Origin of the sequence: Haloterrigena salina JCM 13891, assembly GCF_000337495.1 — an archaeon.
GTDB lineage: Archaea > Halobacteriota > Halobacteria > Halobacteriales > Natrialbaceae > Haloterrigena > Haloterrigena salina.
Window position 1 is genome coordinate 38,195 of record NZ_AOIS01000022.1, and the last position, 15,110, is coordinate 53,304.

A 15,110-nucleotide genomic window follows, 5' to 3' on the forward strand; every position below is an offset into this window, starting at 1 on the left:
GAACTGGCCCACCGCTGACTATGCCATCAAGCCGTCATCGAAGTAGCAGTGGAAGATACTTGTGTTTTCACTCACACTGCCACTTATGCAACAGGACCCGCCCCGTTCTATCGGCGAGATCCAGAAGCGGCAACTCCAGGGGTACTGTGGCCATCCGAATCGTATCGTCGTGGATGCGAACAACGAACGGCAGGATCGGGCGGGGTACGATGGCCGATTCATATTCGAACTCCTACAGAATGCAGCTGACGAAATGGCGGATTCTGACGAGCCTGCGATTCATATCGAACTTTCAGAGGAGACTCTCTACGTCGCCAACAACGGACGTGCATTCGACTACAAGGACCTGTACGCGCTGACGATGATCGCCGAGACGACGAAAGCGGGTGAGAGAACCATCGGTCACAAGGGCCGTGGCTTTACCTCGGTTCTCGGTGTAACAGACCAACCATCCGTGTTCTCCTCCGAGGGAGTCTCAGCGAAATTCGACCGGGAGGAGACTCGCGATCTCTTGCTCTCAGAAGTTGAGATCGAGAGTGCCTTAGAGAACGGTCTTGAGCTGGACGACATCCCAATTCTGAGCATCCCGACTCAGATTGACACGACACCGCCAGAAGTCGAGACACTCCTCTCGAACCGGTATGATACGGTCTTTAAGCTCCCTCTCAGAGATCCAGACCACCACCGGGTCCTCATAGAGGAGCGACTGCGATCACTCGATGAGAACACGATTGGTCTCCTCCCCGAGTTAGAACACGTCGAAATCGTATGTGAGGAGTGGAATCAAGTGTGGCACATAGAGCGTACTGGATTCGGCAATCCGGACGATCCCGGCCTCGTCGAGATTACCGAGTGTCGCCATCTGGAAGAAGAGACGCTGCGAGAGCAGCATCGATTTCTACTGTTCGAGGGTAACGAGATCAACCGCGACGAGATCGTTGAGCGAGCGAGTCTCGAAGAGAAGGAAGTCGAAGCAATGGGGGAGCTCTCAGTCACGGTCGGGTTTCGGGCAGTGCCGAGAGCCGAAGACCCAGATGGGCCAACCGACTGGGCACTCGCGCCCGTCTCCTCCGAGGACAAAGAAGAACCACCGTATCTCCACGTGTTCCTACCGACGCACGAACGCAATCCAATGCCCGCACTCGTCTCGGGGACCTTCCAGACAGACTCCTCCAGACGGAACCTACCCCTTGATTACGAGCCCGAGGTCGGCTACCAACGACAGTTCAACGCTCTTCTCTTCGAAGAGGTGGCCGAGCTGATTGCGGAGTCGGTCGTCAGCTTCGTGAACGAGTCGGCGACCGAGCCTCGAGAATTCGTCGCTGCCATGGATCCGACATTCGGTGGCCAGCTAGACCCGTCGTACCCGGTGGGTTCGGTGGAGCACTGCCTCCTCGAGAATGTCAGAGAGAAGCTCTCTGATCGACCGTTCGTCCCGATCCTCGAAGGATCCGACCTTCGACCGATCGAGGATATCGTTCTGCCACACACGTCCGACCAGTTTGCGAATCTGGGGCAACAATACGCGGATGCAATCGGCCAGCCAAGCGTGTCCATCGACGAGAGCCAGCGTTGGATTCCGGCACGATCGCTCCTCGATCACACGACGATTCGAGCGCTCAACCACCTCAGAGCAGATAAAATTGATGTTCGAGAGATCCCACATACTATTGCAGAGAGTTCCGGTGAGCCCGATCTAAACGAGTATAGGACAACGACCAAGAAGGAGAACGGGCAGATGGAACGAGGCACTCTGTTGGTTGACCCCGTGCTGAGGGTACTGACCAAAATTCGGAAGACACTCGAGGCCGACGAAGATCGAGAGGAACTCGACGAAGCATGCCGATCGGCTGCCGTGTTCCCAAGTGCAATCGAACGCGACGGTGACAGATACGAGGTGGGCAATCGAATCCCGACAGACGAGGAGCCGCCGTTCCTTCCGCCTAGAGAAGACGTTCACAGCGACGCACTACCTGGGATTCAGTTCCTACCGCGGGAGCTGTATCATGGGACAAACCCCGACTTAGGACAGTCTCTACGAGATGAACACGTTCCGGAATTGAAACCACAGCTCGAAGCTACCTGGGAGGTTCGAAGGTACGAGTTCGACAGTGTCTTCGGTAGTGCAATCAGCCCCCACCTCCCAGGTCCGGGATCACCCGATGCAGATCCATCACAACTACAGGAGAGAGATACTCTTGAGTCCATACGAGAGCTGGCCGCTGTAGGATCTGGGGAGAATGGCCGAAGCCCAGACGAACCGTTACTCTACGAGTCGAGCCGGAGGCCGTACCAAGCGCTCGCAAGGCTACGAGTTCCTGCACGACCGATATCAAACGAAGAAGAGATCCAGTGGCGACCAGCTCACGAGGTGTACTTCAGTGCAGCGTGGCCAACCGAGCTGTACGACGACAAGCGGGTTCATGCAGAGTTACTGCTTCACAAGTTATCAGATCACATTGGAGGGTTCAATCCAGCGCTTCTGGTAGAGCCAGCCTGGTTCGATCTAGAGGGCGACGAAGAGCCCATGCGCTCCTGGTACGACTTCTTCCGCTGGCTCGGCGTCGCCGAGCATCTTCGTCCGCTTCCTTTCTTCCCGCCTAACGCGCAACATCAGTACAAGAGCACCGGTTCTCTCAGTCGGCCTGGCGGGTCGGCTATCGATGAGGACACCCCCCCACGGTACAGCAAGCTATCAGAGGACGAGTGGCAGGACTACCGCGATCATCTGCAGAAGGCGTTGGACGTCCCCGAGTCGGATCAGTACATCCATCAAATCAACCCCCTCGAGTACGGTGAAGAGATCAGAGACGTTCTCACCTCCGACGAGGTTCCGAATCGTGTACAACACCTCTTTCTCGATCACCTCGCCGACTGGTGGGATGGAGGATTCGACCGGTTTCGACGTCCACAGCTCGCAGAGTTCACGAACGACAACTGGCGTGGACGATCGACGAACAGATACTTCAAGAAGGGGGAGTTGCGAGAGATCGGCTCAAACCTGTGGCTATGGCAGCTACAGCGTGCAGCTTGGTTACCGACAACACATGGGAAGGTGGAACCACGTCGTGCGTGGCACCTGGAGAAGAATGACGAAAGTCGATTCACGATAGGGGAGACGACCTTGCTACCAATCGTCAACTACCGGGATACCGATGTTCGAACGGTCGCACCTGCCTTAGAAATCGGTTTCAACCTGGAAGAGTCATTCACACCGTCGGATGCGGTCTACGTACTCCGGCAAGTAGCCGAGGCGTACGAGAAGCACGGACGTGGAGTGGAGGGAGCGATCGAAGGCATCTACGGTCGTGTCGCACGCCACATGGGCAATCGCGACGAGGAGCCAGCGTGGGACCTCTCAGAACACGACCTCAGGGTCCTGTGTCACCAAGGGCCCGGTTCCTATACCCTCGATCCCGAGTCGGGGCCTTACTATGCCCGATCTCATCGGGAGCGGGAACTGTACGAGAAACTCGGCGTTCCGATGCTTAATCTCTTTAAGGAACATTTATCGATCCGCTTTGGTGAGTGCATCGGTGCTACCGACGTTCGCGACGGTAACCAGATGGACCCCGAAACTGGAGTAGTTCACGAGGAACTGTCAGTGGATGTAGATGGGTTCGAACTGACGCCGGAATGGATAGAGACGGTCCTCGCAGGGTTCCTCCTTCGGTTACGGATTGATCGAGACCCAGAGTCGGAGGATCTGCGTCGTACACAACTGTTCTACCAGAAACTGACCTTCGTCGAGGATCTCGTATTGACACCAAGCGGGACTGTCTCAGACGCGTCGGCGATCACTTCCAGAAACTACTACATCGAGCGTGATACAAACGACAACAGGATACTGATCGATCGTTGTTCGAGAGAGGACGAATTCAAGAAGGCCCTTGCGAAGGCGTATACGGAGTATCTCGACGTTTCCTCGCATTACGAGGGGGTGATCAGGATCGTGGATACAGCTTTCCAGAAACACGAACCCACGGTGGCGATCATCGACGATCTTGCCGCAGTTGGCAGCAGTGCGTCCGTCCCTGAATTACAGGATGTACCGATTGGCGAGGCGCCAGATGAGTCGGATGGTGCCTCCGAACCCAAGACCGGAATATCAGAAGCGGAAGACAAGGAGAAGACCGACGAAAGGCCGATCACGGAGACATCCGATACGTCCGAGCCGAGGCAAAAGACAGTACGGGCCGACAGGGTCCCTGATCCGGCCTCGATACGACGAATCGGTGATGGAAGCGTAGCTGCCATCGACTTCGGTGGGAGCCAGAGCCACCGGGGCTCTGGTGGCTCTGGTGGTAGCGATCGCCCGCCACGGGTACCGACGGGAGATTATAGAGAAAAAATCGACTCGTTCGGAATGGAAACCGTCCAACGGTGGGAAGCGAAGAGAATCGAGGGTGACCCCGAAAAGTGCATATGGGACGTCAGCGTGGCCGAAAAGTATGAGGATCTGCTGGACAAGGAAACGGAGTCCGGACCCTCGAGGGATACAGAGCCGCTGCGGGAGGCAATCGAGAACTTCGGCGAAAAACTTGAGGATTCGAGGCCCAACCCTCTCGAAGCACCGTGGCCGGGATTCGACGTGCTGACGCTCAAGTGTGACAATGGGCAGTACGAAATCAACCGGTGTATCGAGCTAAAGACGACAGCCCGGAAGACATACAAACCGGGTATATCGTGGAATCAGTGGAAGGCTGCGAGCGGTTCTCTGCGAGATCACTACTATCTTTACGTCGTCCGAAACGTCCGAAAGGGAAAGAGTGGTGAGGCTGAACTGCTCGAGGTTCCACACCCCTTCCGGACACTTGACCGGAAGACGACGGAACAGAGGACCCTACAGGTTCAGTTCGATCTCCGGGATTTCGACTCCGAGACGAGTGATATCTGGCAGCACGCTATCGAGTGGGGCAACTGAGCCGACAGGCCACTTGTCGTAACCGACATGGTCAGCTTTCGGATCGCACTGTCACTGCCAATGAGCCACGCTATACGTATCAATTCGACTGCCTCAGGTTAAGAGACATAACTGACCGATTCGCGCCCTGTATTCAGCACTACCTCTGAAACCTGTCTCCGACCCAGGGTTTCAACAACGCCACATAAAACGCCCCTATTGCAAGAACAATTGCTGGTAGTTCTACTACTCAGTCGCTTCAGTGAACTCCTTTGCGGCGCTGATCACGTCTGCATCCCCGCCCAGCGAACTGATCAACGGTTCCAGTTCTTCTAACGTATCCAGTAGTTCAGGGTTCTCTTTTGCGACTTTCAGGAGCTTACGCCGATGTTCCTTTTCTTCTGCCTCCAACTCGTCGACTGCTTCTGGCTCCATCGCTTGATGGCACCAGACGCAGAACGACTCGTCGCGAGGTGTCTCTTTTCCACAGCGCGGGCAAGTGAGGGGGGTCCTGTCTTCGGTCTTCTCTGTTTCGACCTCAAGACCCTGAAGTTCGGCATACATGTTGTTCTCGTTTTCAGGGCCGAACTTGGCCAGATAGCGCCGCGCATGGTCTGAAGTCTGTTTCCGACCCTGGCGCTGATTGATGATTGACTCTTTCGCGCCCTGCTTGGCGAGCCAGTAGGTGTTCGACTTTCGGAAGTTTGTCGGCGTTACCGGCTTGTCGATTTCAGCTCGTCTCCCGCAGTCTTTGAACCTGCCAAGGAACGAATGATAAGATGCGTTGTCATGCGGGTCGTCGATTTTACACCAGAGATACGCCGAGGGGTCATCTGGGGCAGGATGGTCAGAGAGCCATTGTTGGAGGTATGGAACGCTGTTGATCAGCGTCACGGAGTGCTCACCTTGCTTGCCATCGAGGTAGATTTGTAGCCCGTGATCGGCGTCCTGAATTTGTCGCATCTTAACCTCGTGCATTTCTTCTCCTCTTGGCCCGAGTTCGTGGGCGACAGGAAACAGTGCTGCATCGCGTGAGTTTAGTGCGCCCTCCTCAGACATCTTCACCGCCTCTTCCCACTCCAGCATGTCCGCTCTGCTGGGAACCGGATCGTAGCTGTTGCTGGTTCCGGTCGGAACCCACGCCAGTGTGTCGGGGACCTCGTCAAGTCTCAGAGTTCTCTTACCGAAGATACGAAGCGCAATTCGGTAGTCCTGGTTGGTCTCTTCGCTGTAATCTTCTGTATTCCTTTCAGTGTTGATCCACGCTACGACACGCTCAGCATCTTCACGGCTTTCTAAAGCAGCGGCGAGCCCGCCGACTTGTTCAGCCATGATTGTACAGTGTCGTAGCAGCTTTTCGTGACGGTAATCAGTGTACTCAGAATTGAGCAGGTCTAATTGTTTGGAGAACTTGAGAAGTTTGTCTGCGTCCTCATCTGCTATTGTCGGTGCATCTTCGTCTTCTGGCTCGTCGTCGGAGAGATTCGACCGCGTCTTGATGCGGGTTCTCAGGTTCTCGATTCGCGACCGGGTGGACATGCTCTATTTATCAATTTTATATTCTTGGGCTTTAACCCTTAGCCACATAGCCGGCCCTTGGCTTTCTGTCGTGATCGGCTCGAAGAGCGATCGCTCTAAGGTTATCTCTAGACACTGGTTCGCAAAGTAGATCCGGATCCCAGTTTCATACTGTGATGATTTTGTGCGTACCACGTGAGGAGTCCGTGATCAGCTGGTGGCTCGACAACAGTGATCCACCAGTCGGTTGATCACGATCTTCTCGATCACGGCGTTGCTCTTGAGGAGTCGGCTATCGAAAAAGAAGGACGAGCCAGTGATGAACTCTGTCGAGATATCCTGGTCGCGCCACTCGCATAACCGCGGTCTGCTACAGATTCCTCATCCGTCGAAATCTGAACACACGGTCGATCGCTTCCTGGATCACGTCGTTCGCGAGACTGGGCTCTCCCTGCGATTAAAATCACTCTGGCCGCTTTGCTCCTCACGAAATTGGTCGTCGCAAAAGCGGGCCGGGCGCGATTTGAACACGCGACCGTCTGGTTAAAAGCCAGACGCTCTGCCAAACTGAGCTACCGGCCCTGTGGATGCTACTTTCGGGGAGTGATGGTTAAACGTTTCTTTCTCTGCCTACCCGATGACCGGGTCGGGGTGTTGGGCGTACTCGAGCAACTTTGCTCAGTCGAAGTACTCTTCGAGTGCCTCGGTGACGATTTTACCGGGGAGAACGCCGTCGACAGAGGCGCGGCGGCGGAGATCCCGGTACGTCGACGGTGAGAGCGTGAGTTCGAGTTGGCCCAGTGTGACGCCGTGATCGGCCAGCGCCTGCTCGATCGGGGTGCCGTCGTTGATGGTGCTGGCGACGCTTCGGACCTCGCGGACGGTGAGGTTGCCGTCGAGGGTCGCCCAGGCGAGAAGGAGTCGCGCTTCGCCGCCGACGCGAGCGATGTGTTTGGCGGCGGTAGGTGCGATGCGGCCGAGCGCGACCTGTTTGCGGACCGACCGCGGGAGGTCGTGGACGCGAGCCCACTTCCGGATAAACGAGACCGTCGCGTCGCCGCCGGCGCGTTCGGCTGCGGCCTTGTAGGAGCCTTCGCCGCGGACGAGCGCGGCACAGGCGGCGGCGCCGCGCAGCATATAGAGGTGGTCGTCGTTCGTCGAGCCGCTGGCGAACTCGCGGACGGTTTCGGCGGCGTCGGCGAGGCTCTCGGGATCGTCGGGATCGAACTGGACGGCCTCGCGGGCGCGCGTGCCGGCGACCGATTCGTCGCCCCGGATAACTGGTGCACCGACGGGCGATTCGCGGTCCGTCGGGATCGAACGACCATCCGCACGACGGCGGTGTGAGCGGTCACCGGGCCGATTGTCGGTCATGGCTTCCGATAAGGACTTGAACGCTAAAAAAGCCGCTGCCGTGGCGAATCTCTCACTCGTCGCGTTTTTCGGCGAGATGCTCCCAGATTTCCGTGCAGCCGGCCCCTTCCTCGATGTCGTCGAGGTGGGCATCGTCGCGCTCTTCGTCGTCCTGCTCGGGTTCAATTGTCTCCGGTTTGCATTCGGCCGCGTCAGTCATGGATCCCTTTTCGAACGCAGCGGGCATAAGTACCACCTCGGCTGCAAGCGATACCCGTGCTCGGTCTTACAGGTTAGTTATGCCGCTATCTCCGACGCCCTACTGCTTCGATTCGTGATGCTGGCGGGTGATTTCGTTCGAAACGCGCGTCACGGATCGGCGCCGTGAGAGCGAACGCTCGAGAAAGAAACCAGTTAGAGCGGCCGAGCGTCCAGTTCGAGAGAACGAGTCCGATCCGACTGTCGACGACTCGAGCGAGAGTGGGCTGAAGGCGGGTATCGAGACGGTTGGGTGGTGGTACGGGCGGTGGAGTGGGTCTCGTGAAGACTCGTTTTCCCGCCGGTTGCCGAGCGTCGACCGATGAAAACCGGCTGCGCCGCATCGAGAATCCGCGGGTGATGACGGTCTGGAAAGACTGACGGTGGATGTCGCAGGCCGTCTGGGAAGGCGAAGCGCCCTCTCTGGAGGGAGTGACGGCTACCGGCCGCCGAGTCGCACATCGGAGGCAAAATAATCCGGTAGACGAGGCACCGAATCGGGGATTATTGTGCAGTGTGTACGGGCAGCAGAGATTGATCGGGAGCGGGCCGATATCGATCGGATCTGTCGGTCCGACGCGTGGTTCGGATCTGTTGGAACGCAGTCTGCCGTCTCGAGTCCACGATCGACGGATGTGATCGGTGTCGACGCGTTTCGGTCGGCAGTCGTCGCTGTACAAGAGTTCCTCCCGATCGGTTCGCGAGCGCGCTCTCGCGGCCCCTAAGTGGGTTCGTCGTGAGCGTTCTCGTATGTCAGATCGACTGATGACGGTTAACGCGGACACGACCTTAGACTACGTCGAGGCCGTCGCGGAGGGGGCGGCGTTCGAGTGGGAATCGGTCGCCGTCGTGAACGCGACCGCCGACACGGAGGATCCCGACTGCGTCCACCTCAAACTCGAGTTGGACAACCTTGCCGAGGAACATCTGCCCAAACACATGGAAGACCTCGAGTTGACGCCCGATCAGGCGCGGGCGCTGGCGGCCGACCTCGAGAAACACGCCGACCGGGTCGACGACGCGCAGGCCGACGAGTGAGAGGGCTCCCTCGCGAATCGAGAAAATCGGCCGCTCGCGGGCGCCTGCCGTCGCAGGCTGGCGATTTTTTCACGGCGCCGGCGAATCGCCGGCCGGATCATGAGCATGGACACGATTCAGGACCTGTTCGAGCACGGCCTCGAAGACATCTACCACGCCGAGCACCAGCTGCTCGACGCGCTCGAGGATCTGGAGAGCAACACCGAGCGCGAGGAGATCGCGCAGGCGTTTTCGGAGCACCGCGAGGAGACGCAGGACCAGATCGATCGGCTCGAGGAGGTCTTCGACATGTTCGGCGAGCCCCCGGAGAAGGAGGAGTGCGAAGGGATCGAGGGCCTGATCGAGGAGTACGAGGAGTTCGAATCGATGGACCCCTCTCAGGAGGTCATGGACTACCACAACATGGCGGCCGCCGAGAAGACCGAGCACTACGAAATCGCCGCCTACGGCAATCTAATTCCGCTGGCCGACCAGCTCGGCATGGACGAGGCCGCCGACCTGCTCGAGGAGAACCTTCGGGAGGAACAGGACGCGCTGGACGAACTGACGGAACTCACCGAAGAGTTCGAGATGGACGCCATTCCGGCGGAGTGATTCCGGTGGCTGACGAGAACGACGACACCGACGAGGAACAGACCCAGTACGGCGGGACCGAAGACCAGGAGCCGACGACCAATATCGACGAGGACGAGGACGAAGACGAGCGCGCCGAGACGGACAACGAGGGCGTCGACAAGTAGCTGTCCCGTCCGTCGCTTCTCTTGTCGTCTCGCGCGTCGGTGAGCCGCTGGTTCCGTTCGCTTCAGTCACGGACCTGTTCGGCAAGCTGGCGGGGCGCGTTCGCGTGCCGTGGACGGAAACGGTCGATAATTGAGCGCTTAGTATCGCGCAACAGAATGATATTTGTTGACACACAGCAAACAAATAGGTGGCTGCGCGTGGTGGTATCGCGGGTGATCGAACGATGGCGGAAGTTCCATCCAAGACGGCTCGAGCGGAGTGGGGAACTCGCTTCGGCTTCCTGATGGCGATGATCGGCGCGATGGTCGGCGCCGGGAACATCTGGCGGTTCCCGTACGTGATGGGGAACAACGGCGGCGGGGCGTTCGTGCTCGCCTTCCTCTCGCTGCTGTTCCTCCTCGCGGCACCGGGACTGATGGCCGAGGTCGCGCTCGGCCGGTACACCAAGAAGGGCGTCATCGGTGCCTTCCGGGACGTCGTCGGTCGAGGTGGAATGGTCGGACTCGGGGTCGTGGTCCTGATGGTCAACGTCGCCCTGATGTCGTACTACTCGCCGGTGATCGCGTGGACGCTGTACTACGCGATCCACTCGCTGCTGTTCACGTTCACGGCGGCGGGCTTCGAGGCCGAGGCGTTCATGACCGGGCTCTTCGAGAACTCGGCGCTGATGATCGGCCTCCACACGGTCGTGATGGGCTCGATCGCGGCAATCCTCGCGCTGGGGATCCGTCGCGGCGTCGAGCGGATCGTCGTCTACGCCGTCCCGGCGCTGGTGACCGCGCTCGTGATCATGACGATCCGGGGACTCACGCTGCCGGGCGCCAGCGAGGGGATCGCCTTCGCGTTCGACGTCCAGTGGGAGTACCTGACCTACAGCGACACGTGGATCGCGGCGCTGGGACAGGCGCTGTTCTCGACCGGACTGGGCTGGGGGATCGCGCTGACGATCGGCAGCTACCTCCGGGAGTACGACGACGTCCCGCTCGGCGGCGGCGTCTTCACGGCGATCGGTGAGTCGAGCGTCGGCATCCTCGCGGCGCTGGCCATCTTCCCGATCGTCTTCGCCGTCGGTGTGGAACCGGACGCCGGTGCCGGACTGGCGTTCGTCTCGCTCGTGCAGGTCTTCCCCGAGATCCCGTTCGGTGGGCTCGTCGCGATCCTCTTCTTCGTCGGCTTCTTCCTCGCGACGTTCACGTCGGGGCTGCTCATCACCGAGGTCGGCGTGACGACGGTCAGCGAGGAGACACGCCTCGATCGGACTCAGACGACGCTGGTCGTCTGCGGAGCGATCTGGCTGCTCGGCCTTCCCAGCGCCTACTCCGTCGATGTCCTCGACTACCTCGACTTCGTCTTCGGGAACTGGGGGCTCCCGCTGGCGACGCTGGCTATCATCGGCGTCATCGGCTGGGTCGTCGGTCCGAGACGACTCCGCCTGCTCGCGGTCAACCGAAACGCGGGCGTCTACGTCGGCCGCTGGTGGGATCCGCTGATCAAGTACGTCATCCCCACCGTCATGATCTTCATCATGGCGTACTTCGCGTGGGAGAACTTCGGCACTCCCGAGATGATCGGCGGCATGCTCGTGATCGCGTTGTTCCCGATCATCGGCTACGCGATTATGTCGGTCCTCGAGGGCCGGGGCGGTCGACCCGACACGGCCGGGGTCACCGGAGGTGACGACTGATGGCGTTCGGACTGTCTACCGAGGTCATCGGTATGCTCGCGTTCACCCTGCTGGCGTTCTGGGGCGTCGCCGGGTGGGCGCTCGTCCGGACCCTGCGTCAGGAGGGCCGCAAGGTCGAGATCCTCCGCCATCAGGACCGCATGGACACCTACTCGCCGCGGGCGCTCGCGGAACTTGGCGAGTGGATCGAAGAGAACCCCGACGATCCGCTGGTCGACGACGCGCGCGACCGGTACAACGAGTGCGTCGAGACCCTGCGACGGACCGACCGGCACTTCTACGACTGGTCTGACGAGGAGATCGCGCGCCTCGAGCGTCGCTGACCGCGCGCCGCTACTTCTTTTACCGCTGGGTGTGCTACCGATAGCTGTGACAACACCGGCGTTCGGAGCGGCCGACGGTGACGGCGGGCTCTCGATCCGTCCAGCGGAGCGGGCGGATCTGCTCGCGATCGTCCGTATCGAGAACGAGTCGTTTTCCCAGCCGTGGCCCTACGACGCCTTCGAGCGGTTTCTCGGCGACGACGGGTTTCTCGTCGCTGTCGAGGGGGGCGCGATCGCCGGCTACATCGTCGCCGACGTGAGCACGCAGTTCGGACGGGAACTCGGCCACATCAAGGACATCGCCGTCCATCCGGACCACCGCGACTCGGGGATCGGAACCGCCTTGCTCACCCGGGGAATGGCCGTGCTCACCGCCCGCGGTGCCGATTCGGTCAAACTCGAGGTTCGCCGGACCAACGACGGTGCGAAGCGACTCTACCGCCAGTTCGGCTTCGAACCGCTCCGGCGCGTGCCGGGCTACTACGGGAACGGCGAGGACGCGATCATCATGCTCCGGAAACTCGAGTAGTCGAGCGAGAGTCCCGCGAGAACGGGCGTACGGCTCGATGGCTGTCGAAGACCGTTTCGACCCACGGTCGCGCTCGCGACCGCGGACGTGGCCGTTTTACCGCCGGCGTTCCTACCCGCGAGCATGGGATACGCCTGCCCCGTCTGCGACGTCGAACAGGCCGACGCGGAGCACCTCGCGAACCACCTCGCGATCACCGCCTCGCTGGGCCGCGAGGACCACCGCGCCTGGCTCGAGGAGCACGCGCCCGACTGGAGCGACTGCAGCCCCGAGGAACTGGGCGAGATCGTCGGCCAGTACGCGCCCGACATCGACACGCCGGAGTTCGAATCGCCGAGCCACGGACACGACCACGGCCGACCGGGGGGCCTCGAGGAGGGACTGGCCCGCCAGAGCCGCCAACCGGGTCGAGGAGACCAGCTCGGCGGCCGGTCGGGCCGGGGCGGCATGAGCGCCGAAGCCGAGAGCGCCCTCGAGGAGGCGCGGGAGCTGACCCGGCAAATGCAGGAACCGACGGAGGCGGGCGAAGGGGGAGAAGCGTCGGACGACGAGACGGGAGCCGCCGAAACGACCGACGGCGACACAGCCGCTGACGACGACGGGCCGTCGGAACGCGAAACTGGTAACTGACTACCGCGAGCACGTCGAGGTATGCACACTGACGGGACGTTTGCGCCGGCGTCGGCCGAGGAGGCCCGGGACCGCTACGAGGAGGTCGGTCCCGCGGCCCAGACCGTCGTTCGCGAGGTCGCCAAGGCCATGGAGTTCGACCGCGAGGAGTACGACGACCGCGTCACCGGCGACGTCGTCGAGACCGCCCGCGACGCGCTGTTCGCGAGCCTGCTCGAGGTCCGCGTCGGCACGCGCGAGGAGTTCGAAGATTGGCACGAGGAGTACGACGGCGAGGTTACGGTCGTCGGGAGCGAGAACGTCGACTCCGTCGTCTGGCACGCCGGTCCCGAGGGCGACGCCGTCGCCGCGACCTTCCAGAACGAGGAGGAAGCGGCGGTCGCGACCCTCCGACGGCAGGCGTTCGGGCGGCTCTATCGGGACCTGGTCGAGGCGAACTGAGCGTCGGTCGCCGCGGAACCGCTCTTCTCTCCCGATCGCCGAACGGCACCTATTACCCGCTCGAGGCCGACACACCGGTCGATGACTGCACCCGACGAGTGGACGCTCCGCGAGGAGGTCACCGAGTACGAGACGTCCTGGTACGACGGCGGGTACGATCTGCTCGAGCAGCCCGACGGCACCGAAAAGCGCTACTACTGGGCGGACCTGCCGGACGCGGTAATCGTCGTCGCCAAGATCGACGGCACCGCCGTGGCGGCTCTCGACGGCGAGACGACCGACAAGACCGAGGGCGAGCACCTCCTGTTCGTCGAGCAGTACCGGCCGACGATCCGCGAGACGCACCTCGAACTCCCCGCGGGTATCGTCGAGGACGGCGAATCCTACACGCACGCGGCCGCCCGCGAACTCGAGGAGGAGACCGGATTCAAACCCTCGAGCACCGCCTTGCTCCAGGAGTACGCGGTCGCGACCGGCGTCCTCCGCCACGATCGGGGAATCGTCTTCGCCGAGGGGCTCGAGCCCGGCGAGCGCGAACTCGACAGTAACGAGTTCCTCGAGGTGATGACGGTGCCCGTCGACGAGGCCATAGAGCGCGCCCGCGAACTGCCGGCCAACGACTCGACGCTGTCGGCGCTGTTGCTGGCGAAGGAGGACGGGCTGCTCTGACGCTCGTCGGGAGCGATCGATCTCGTTGTCGAACGCGGGCGGCCTCGACGCGTCGTGCTGGAACGGCGAGTCAAGACGACCCGCCGCTCGCGAGCGGGACTCGACCCGTGGGCTTATTCTGTCCGCGTCCCAATCCCGGCGTGATGGACGGCGAAATCTCCCCCGACGAGGTCAAGGAACTCCTCGAGGACGGCGCGGACGTCCGCGTCATCGATATCCGCGACGAGCAGAGCTTCAACCACAGCCGGATTCCCGACAGCGAGAACATCCCGTTTCACGAACTCACGAGCCGTGTCGAAGAACTCGAGGGCGAGGACCGCATCGTGACGGTCTGCCCCCACGGCAAGGCCAGCGTGCAGGCGGCCCAGCTCATCGGCTCCTACGAGGGGACCGCCGACGCGACCGTCGAGAGCATGGCGGGCGGCCTCGAGAAGTACGGGCTGAAGTTCGGCCTCGTCGGCAACGAGGACGAGGCGGACGAGTCGGCGAACGCCGAATCTCCCTTCTGATCTCGCGACCGCGGTTCTCCCGCGGCTTCGCTTTTCCGTATCGACGGTATCGTGACAAAGACGGCTCTCCGCGAGGATGGACCGGCGGCGAAATCAACGCGAGACCGGTCGCTCGTGGAGGTGAAAACCGAAGTCGGTGAAGAAGCGATACGGAAGGCAGCCGCGGGGTTCGGAAGTCGTCTCAGAGCATCGCGGGCATTATGCGACGTTGAAGCCGCGGTCCCGAAGGAACTCTTCGATGCGGCCGGTGTGATTGCCTTGCAGCTCGATCTGGTCGTCTTCGACGGTCCCGCCGCAGGCGAATTTTGATTTGAGATCCGACGAGAGACTGTCCAGATCGACGTCCTTCGGATCGAATCCTTCGACGATCGTTACCTCTTTACCGTATCTGCGCTCGTCAATGCGGATGTTGAGTTGCTGTTGTCCCTTGGCCACGTCCTCGCAGACGCAGAGTTCCTCGGGCAGCCCGCACGTCGAGCAGACTTCCGACATTACGTTCACTGGTACGAATCGG

General features: G+C 60.8%; 15 protein-coding genes and 1 tRNA gene. 11 read left to right on the plus strand and 5 right to left on the minus strand.

Annotation, left to right across the window (positions count from 1 at the left end):
• Positions 1-85 precede the first annotated feature (85 nt).
• Positions 86-4,924, plus strand: coding sequence for a sacsin N-terminal ATP-binding-like domain-containing protein (locus tag C477_RS05750; RefSeq protein WP_152423284.1), 4,839 nt, complete (start codon positions 86-88; stop codon positions 4,922-4,924).
• Positions 4,925-5,149: 225 nt separating this feature from the next.
• Here C477_RS05750 and C477_RS05755 read toward each other — a convergent pair whose 3' ends face one another.
• The 4 genes from C477_RS05755 to C477_RS23995 form a co-directional block, all read right to left on the minus strand.
• On the minus strand, positions 5,150-6,442 hold the full coding sequence (locus C477_RS05755; RefSeq protein WP_008893510.1) for a tyrosine-type recombinase/integrase: 1,293 nt from the start codon (positions 6,440-6,442) through the stop codon (positions 5,150-5,152).
• Positions 6,443-6,929: 487 nt separating this feature from the next.
• Positions 6,930-7,003: transfer RNA gene (locus C477_RS05760), tRNA-Lys, on the minus strand.
• Positions 7,004-7,099: 96 nt separating this feature from the next.
• A complete protein-coding gene (locus C477_RS05765; protein WP_008893511.1) occupies positions 7,100-7,795 on the minus strand; it encodes a DUF7119 family protein in 696 nt (231 codons plus the stop codon).
• 52 nt (positions 7,796-7,847) lie between these two features.
• Positions 7,848-7,994: a hypothetical protein gene (locus C477_RS23995; protein WP_008893512.1), complete on the minus strand. Its 147-nt coding sequence runs from the start codon at positions 7,992-7,994 to the stop codon at positions 7,848-7,850.
• A gap of 788 nt (positions 7,995-8,782) precedes the next feature.
• Here C477_RS23995 and C477_RS05770 point away from each other — a divergent pair.
• From C477_RS05770 to C477_RS05810, 10 genes are all read left to right on the plus strand, one after another.
• Positions 8,783-9,070, plus strand: a complete 288-nt coding sequence (locus tag C477_RS05770) for a DUF6360 family protein (protein ID WP_008893513.1) — start codon at positions 8,783-8,785, stop codon at positions 9,068-9,070.
• Between the two features lie 99 nt (positions 9,071-9,169).
• A complete protein-coding gene (locus tag C477_RS05775) occupies positions 9,170-9,664 on the plus strand; it encodes a ferritin-like domain-containing protein (protein ID WP_049914313.1) in 495 nt (164 codons plus the stop codon).
• 5 nt (positions 9,665-9,669) lie between these two features.
• Complete coding sequence (locus tag C477_RS23785; RefSeq protein ID WP_160168006.1) at positions 9,670-9,810, plus strand: hypothetical protein; 141 nt, start codon at positions 9,670-9,672, stop codon at positions 9,808-9,810.
• A 224-nt stretch (positions 9,811-10,034) separates the two neighbouring features.
• Entirely contained in the window at positions 10,035-11,495 is a 1,461-nt protein-coding gene (locus tag C477_RS05780) for a sodium-dependent transporter (RefSeq protein WP_008893515.1), read from the plus strand.
• Positions 11,495-11,818, plus strand: coding sequence for a hypothetical protein (locus tag C477_RS05785; RefSeq protein ID WP_008893516.1), 324 nt, complete (start codon positions 11,495-11,497; stop codon positions 11,816-11,818). The genes C477_RS05780 and C477_RS05785 overlap by 1 nt, the downstream gene beginning before the upstream one ends.
• Before the next feature lie 46 nt (positions 11,819-11,864).
• A complete protein-coding gene (gene rimI, locus C477_RS05790; protein WP_008893517.1) occupies positions 11,865-12,347 on the plus strand; it encodes a ribosomal protein S18-alanine N-acetyltransferase in 483 nt (160 codons plus the stop codon).
• A gap of 123 nt (positions 12,348-12,470) precedes the next feature.
• Entirely contained in the window at positions 12,471-12,977 is a 507-nt protein-coding gene (locus C477_RS05795) for a DUF5810 domain-containing protein (RefSeq protein WP_008893518.1), read from the plus strand.
• 21 nt (positions 12,978-12,998) lie between these two features.
• Positions 12,999-13,418: a DUF5809 family protein gene (locus C477_RS05800; RefSeq protein ID WP_008893519.1), complete on the plus strand. Its 420-nt coding sequence runs from the start codon at positions 12,999-13,001 to the stop codon at positions 13,416-13,418.
• Positions 13,419-13,499: 81 nt separating this feature from the next.
• Positions 13,500-14,087: an NUDIX hydrolase gene (locus tag C477_RS05805; protein WP_008893520.1), complete on the plus strand. Its 588-nt coding sequence runs from the start codon at positions 13,500-13,502 to the stop codon at positions 14,085-14,087.
• Positions 14,088-14,230: 143 nt separating this feature from the next.
• Complete coding sequence (locus C477_RS05810; protein ID WP_008893521.1) at positions 14,231-14,596, plus strand: rhodanese-like domain-containing protein; 366 nt, start codon at positions 14,231-14,233, stop codon at positions 14,594-14,596.
• A 198-nt stretch (positions 14,597-14,794) separates the two neighbouring features.
• On the opposite strand, the gene yciH is transcribed toward C477_RS05810, so the two are convergent.
• On the minus strand, positions 14,795-15,088 hold the full coding sequence (gene yciH, locus C477_RS05815; RefSeq protein WP_006180453.1) for a stress response translation initiation inhibitor YciH: 294 nt from the start codon (positions 15,086-15,088) through the stop codon (positions 14,795-14,797).
• Between the last annotated feature and the right edge of the window lie 22 nt (positions 15,089-15,110).

Coding starts and splice junctions, on each gene's coding strand:
- C477_RS05785 (WP_008893516.1), top strand. CDS start 11,495: ATGGCGTTCGGACTGTCTACCGAGGTCATCGGTATGCTCGCGTTCACC.
- C477_RS05795 (WP_008893518.1), top strand. CDS start 12,471: ATGGGATACGCCTGCCCCGTCTGCGACGTCGAACAGGCCGACGCGGAG.
- C477_RS05775 (WP_049914313.1), top strand. CDS start 9,170: ATGAGCATGGACACGATTCAGGACCTGTTCGAGCACGGCCTCGAAGAC.
- C477_RS05755 (WP_008893510.1), bottom strand. CDS start 6,442: ATGTCCACCCGGTCGCGAATCGAGAACCTGAGAACCCGCATCAAGACG.
- C477_RS05780 (WP_008893515.1), top strand. CDS start 10,035: ATGGCGGAAGTTCCATCCAAGACGGCTCGAGCGGAGTGGGGAACTCGC.
- C477_RS23995 (WP_008893512.1), bottom strand. CDS start 7,994: ATGACTGACGCGGCCGAATGCAAACCGGAGACAATTGAACCCGAGCAG.
- C477_RS05750 (WP_152423284.1), top strand. CDS start 86: ATGCAACAGGACCCGCCCCGTTCTATCGGCGAGATCCAGAAGCGGCAA.
- C477_RS05805 (WP_008893520.1), top strand. CDS start 13,500: ATGACTGCACCCGACGAGTGGACGCTCCGCGAGGAGGTCACCGAGTAC.
- C477_RS05770 (WP_008893513.1), top strand. CDS start 8,783: ATGTCAGATCGACTGATGACGGTTAACGCGGACACGACCTTAGACTAC.
- C477_RS05765 (WP_008893511.1), bottom strand. CDS start 7,795: ATGACCGACAATCGGCCCGGTGACCGCTCACACCGCCGTCGTGCGGAT.
- C477_RS05800 (WP_008893519.1), top strand. CDS start 12,999: ATGCACACTGACGGGACGTTTGCGCCGGCGTCGGCCGAGGAGGCCCGG.
- C477_RS05810 (WP_008893521.1), top strand. CDS start 14,231: ATGGACGGCGAAATCTCCCCCGACGAGGTCAAGGAACTCCTCGAGGAC.
- yciH (WP_006180453.1), bottom strand. CDS start 15,088: ATGTCGGAAGTCTGCTCGACGTGCGGGCTGCCCGAGGAACTCTGCGTC.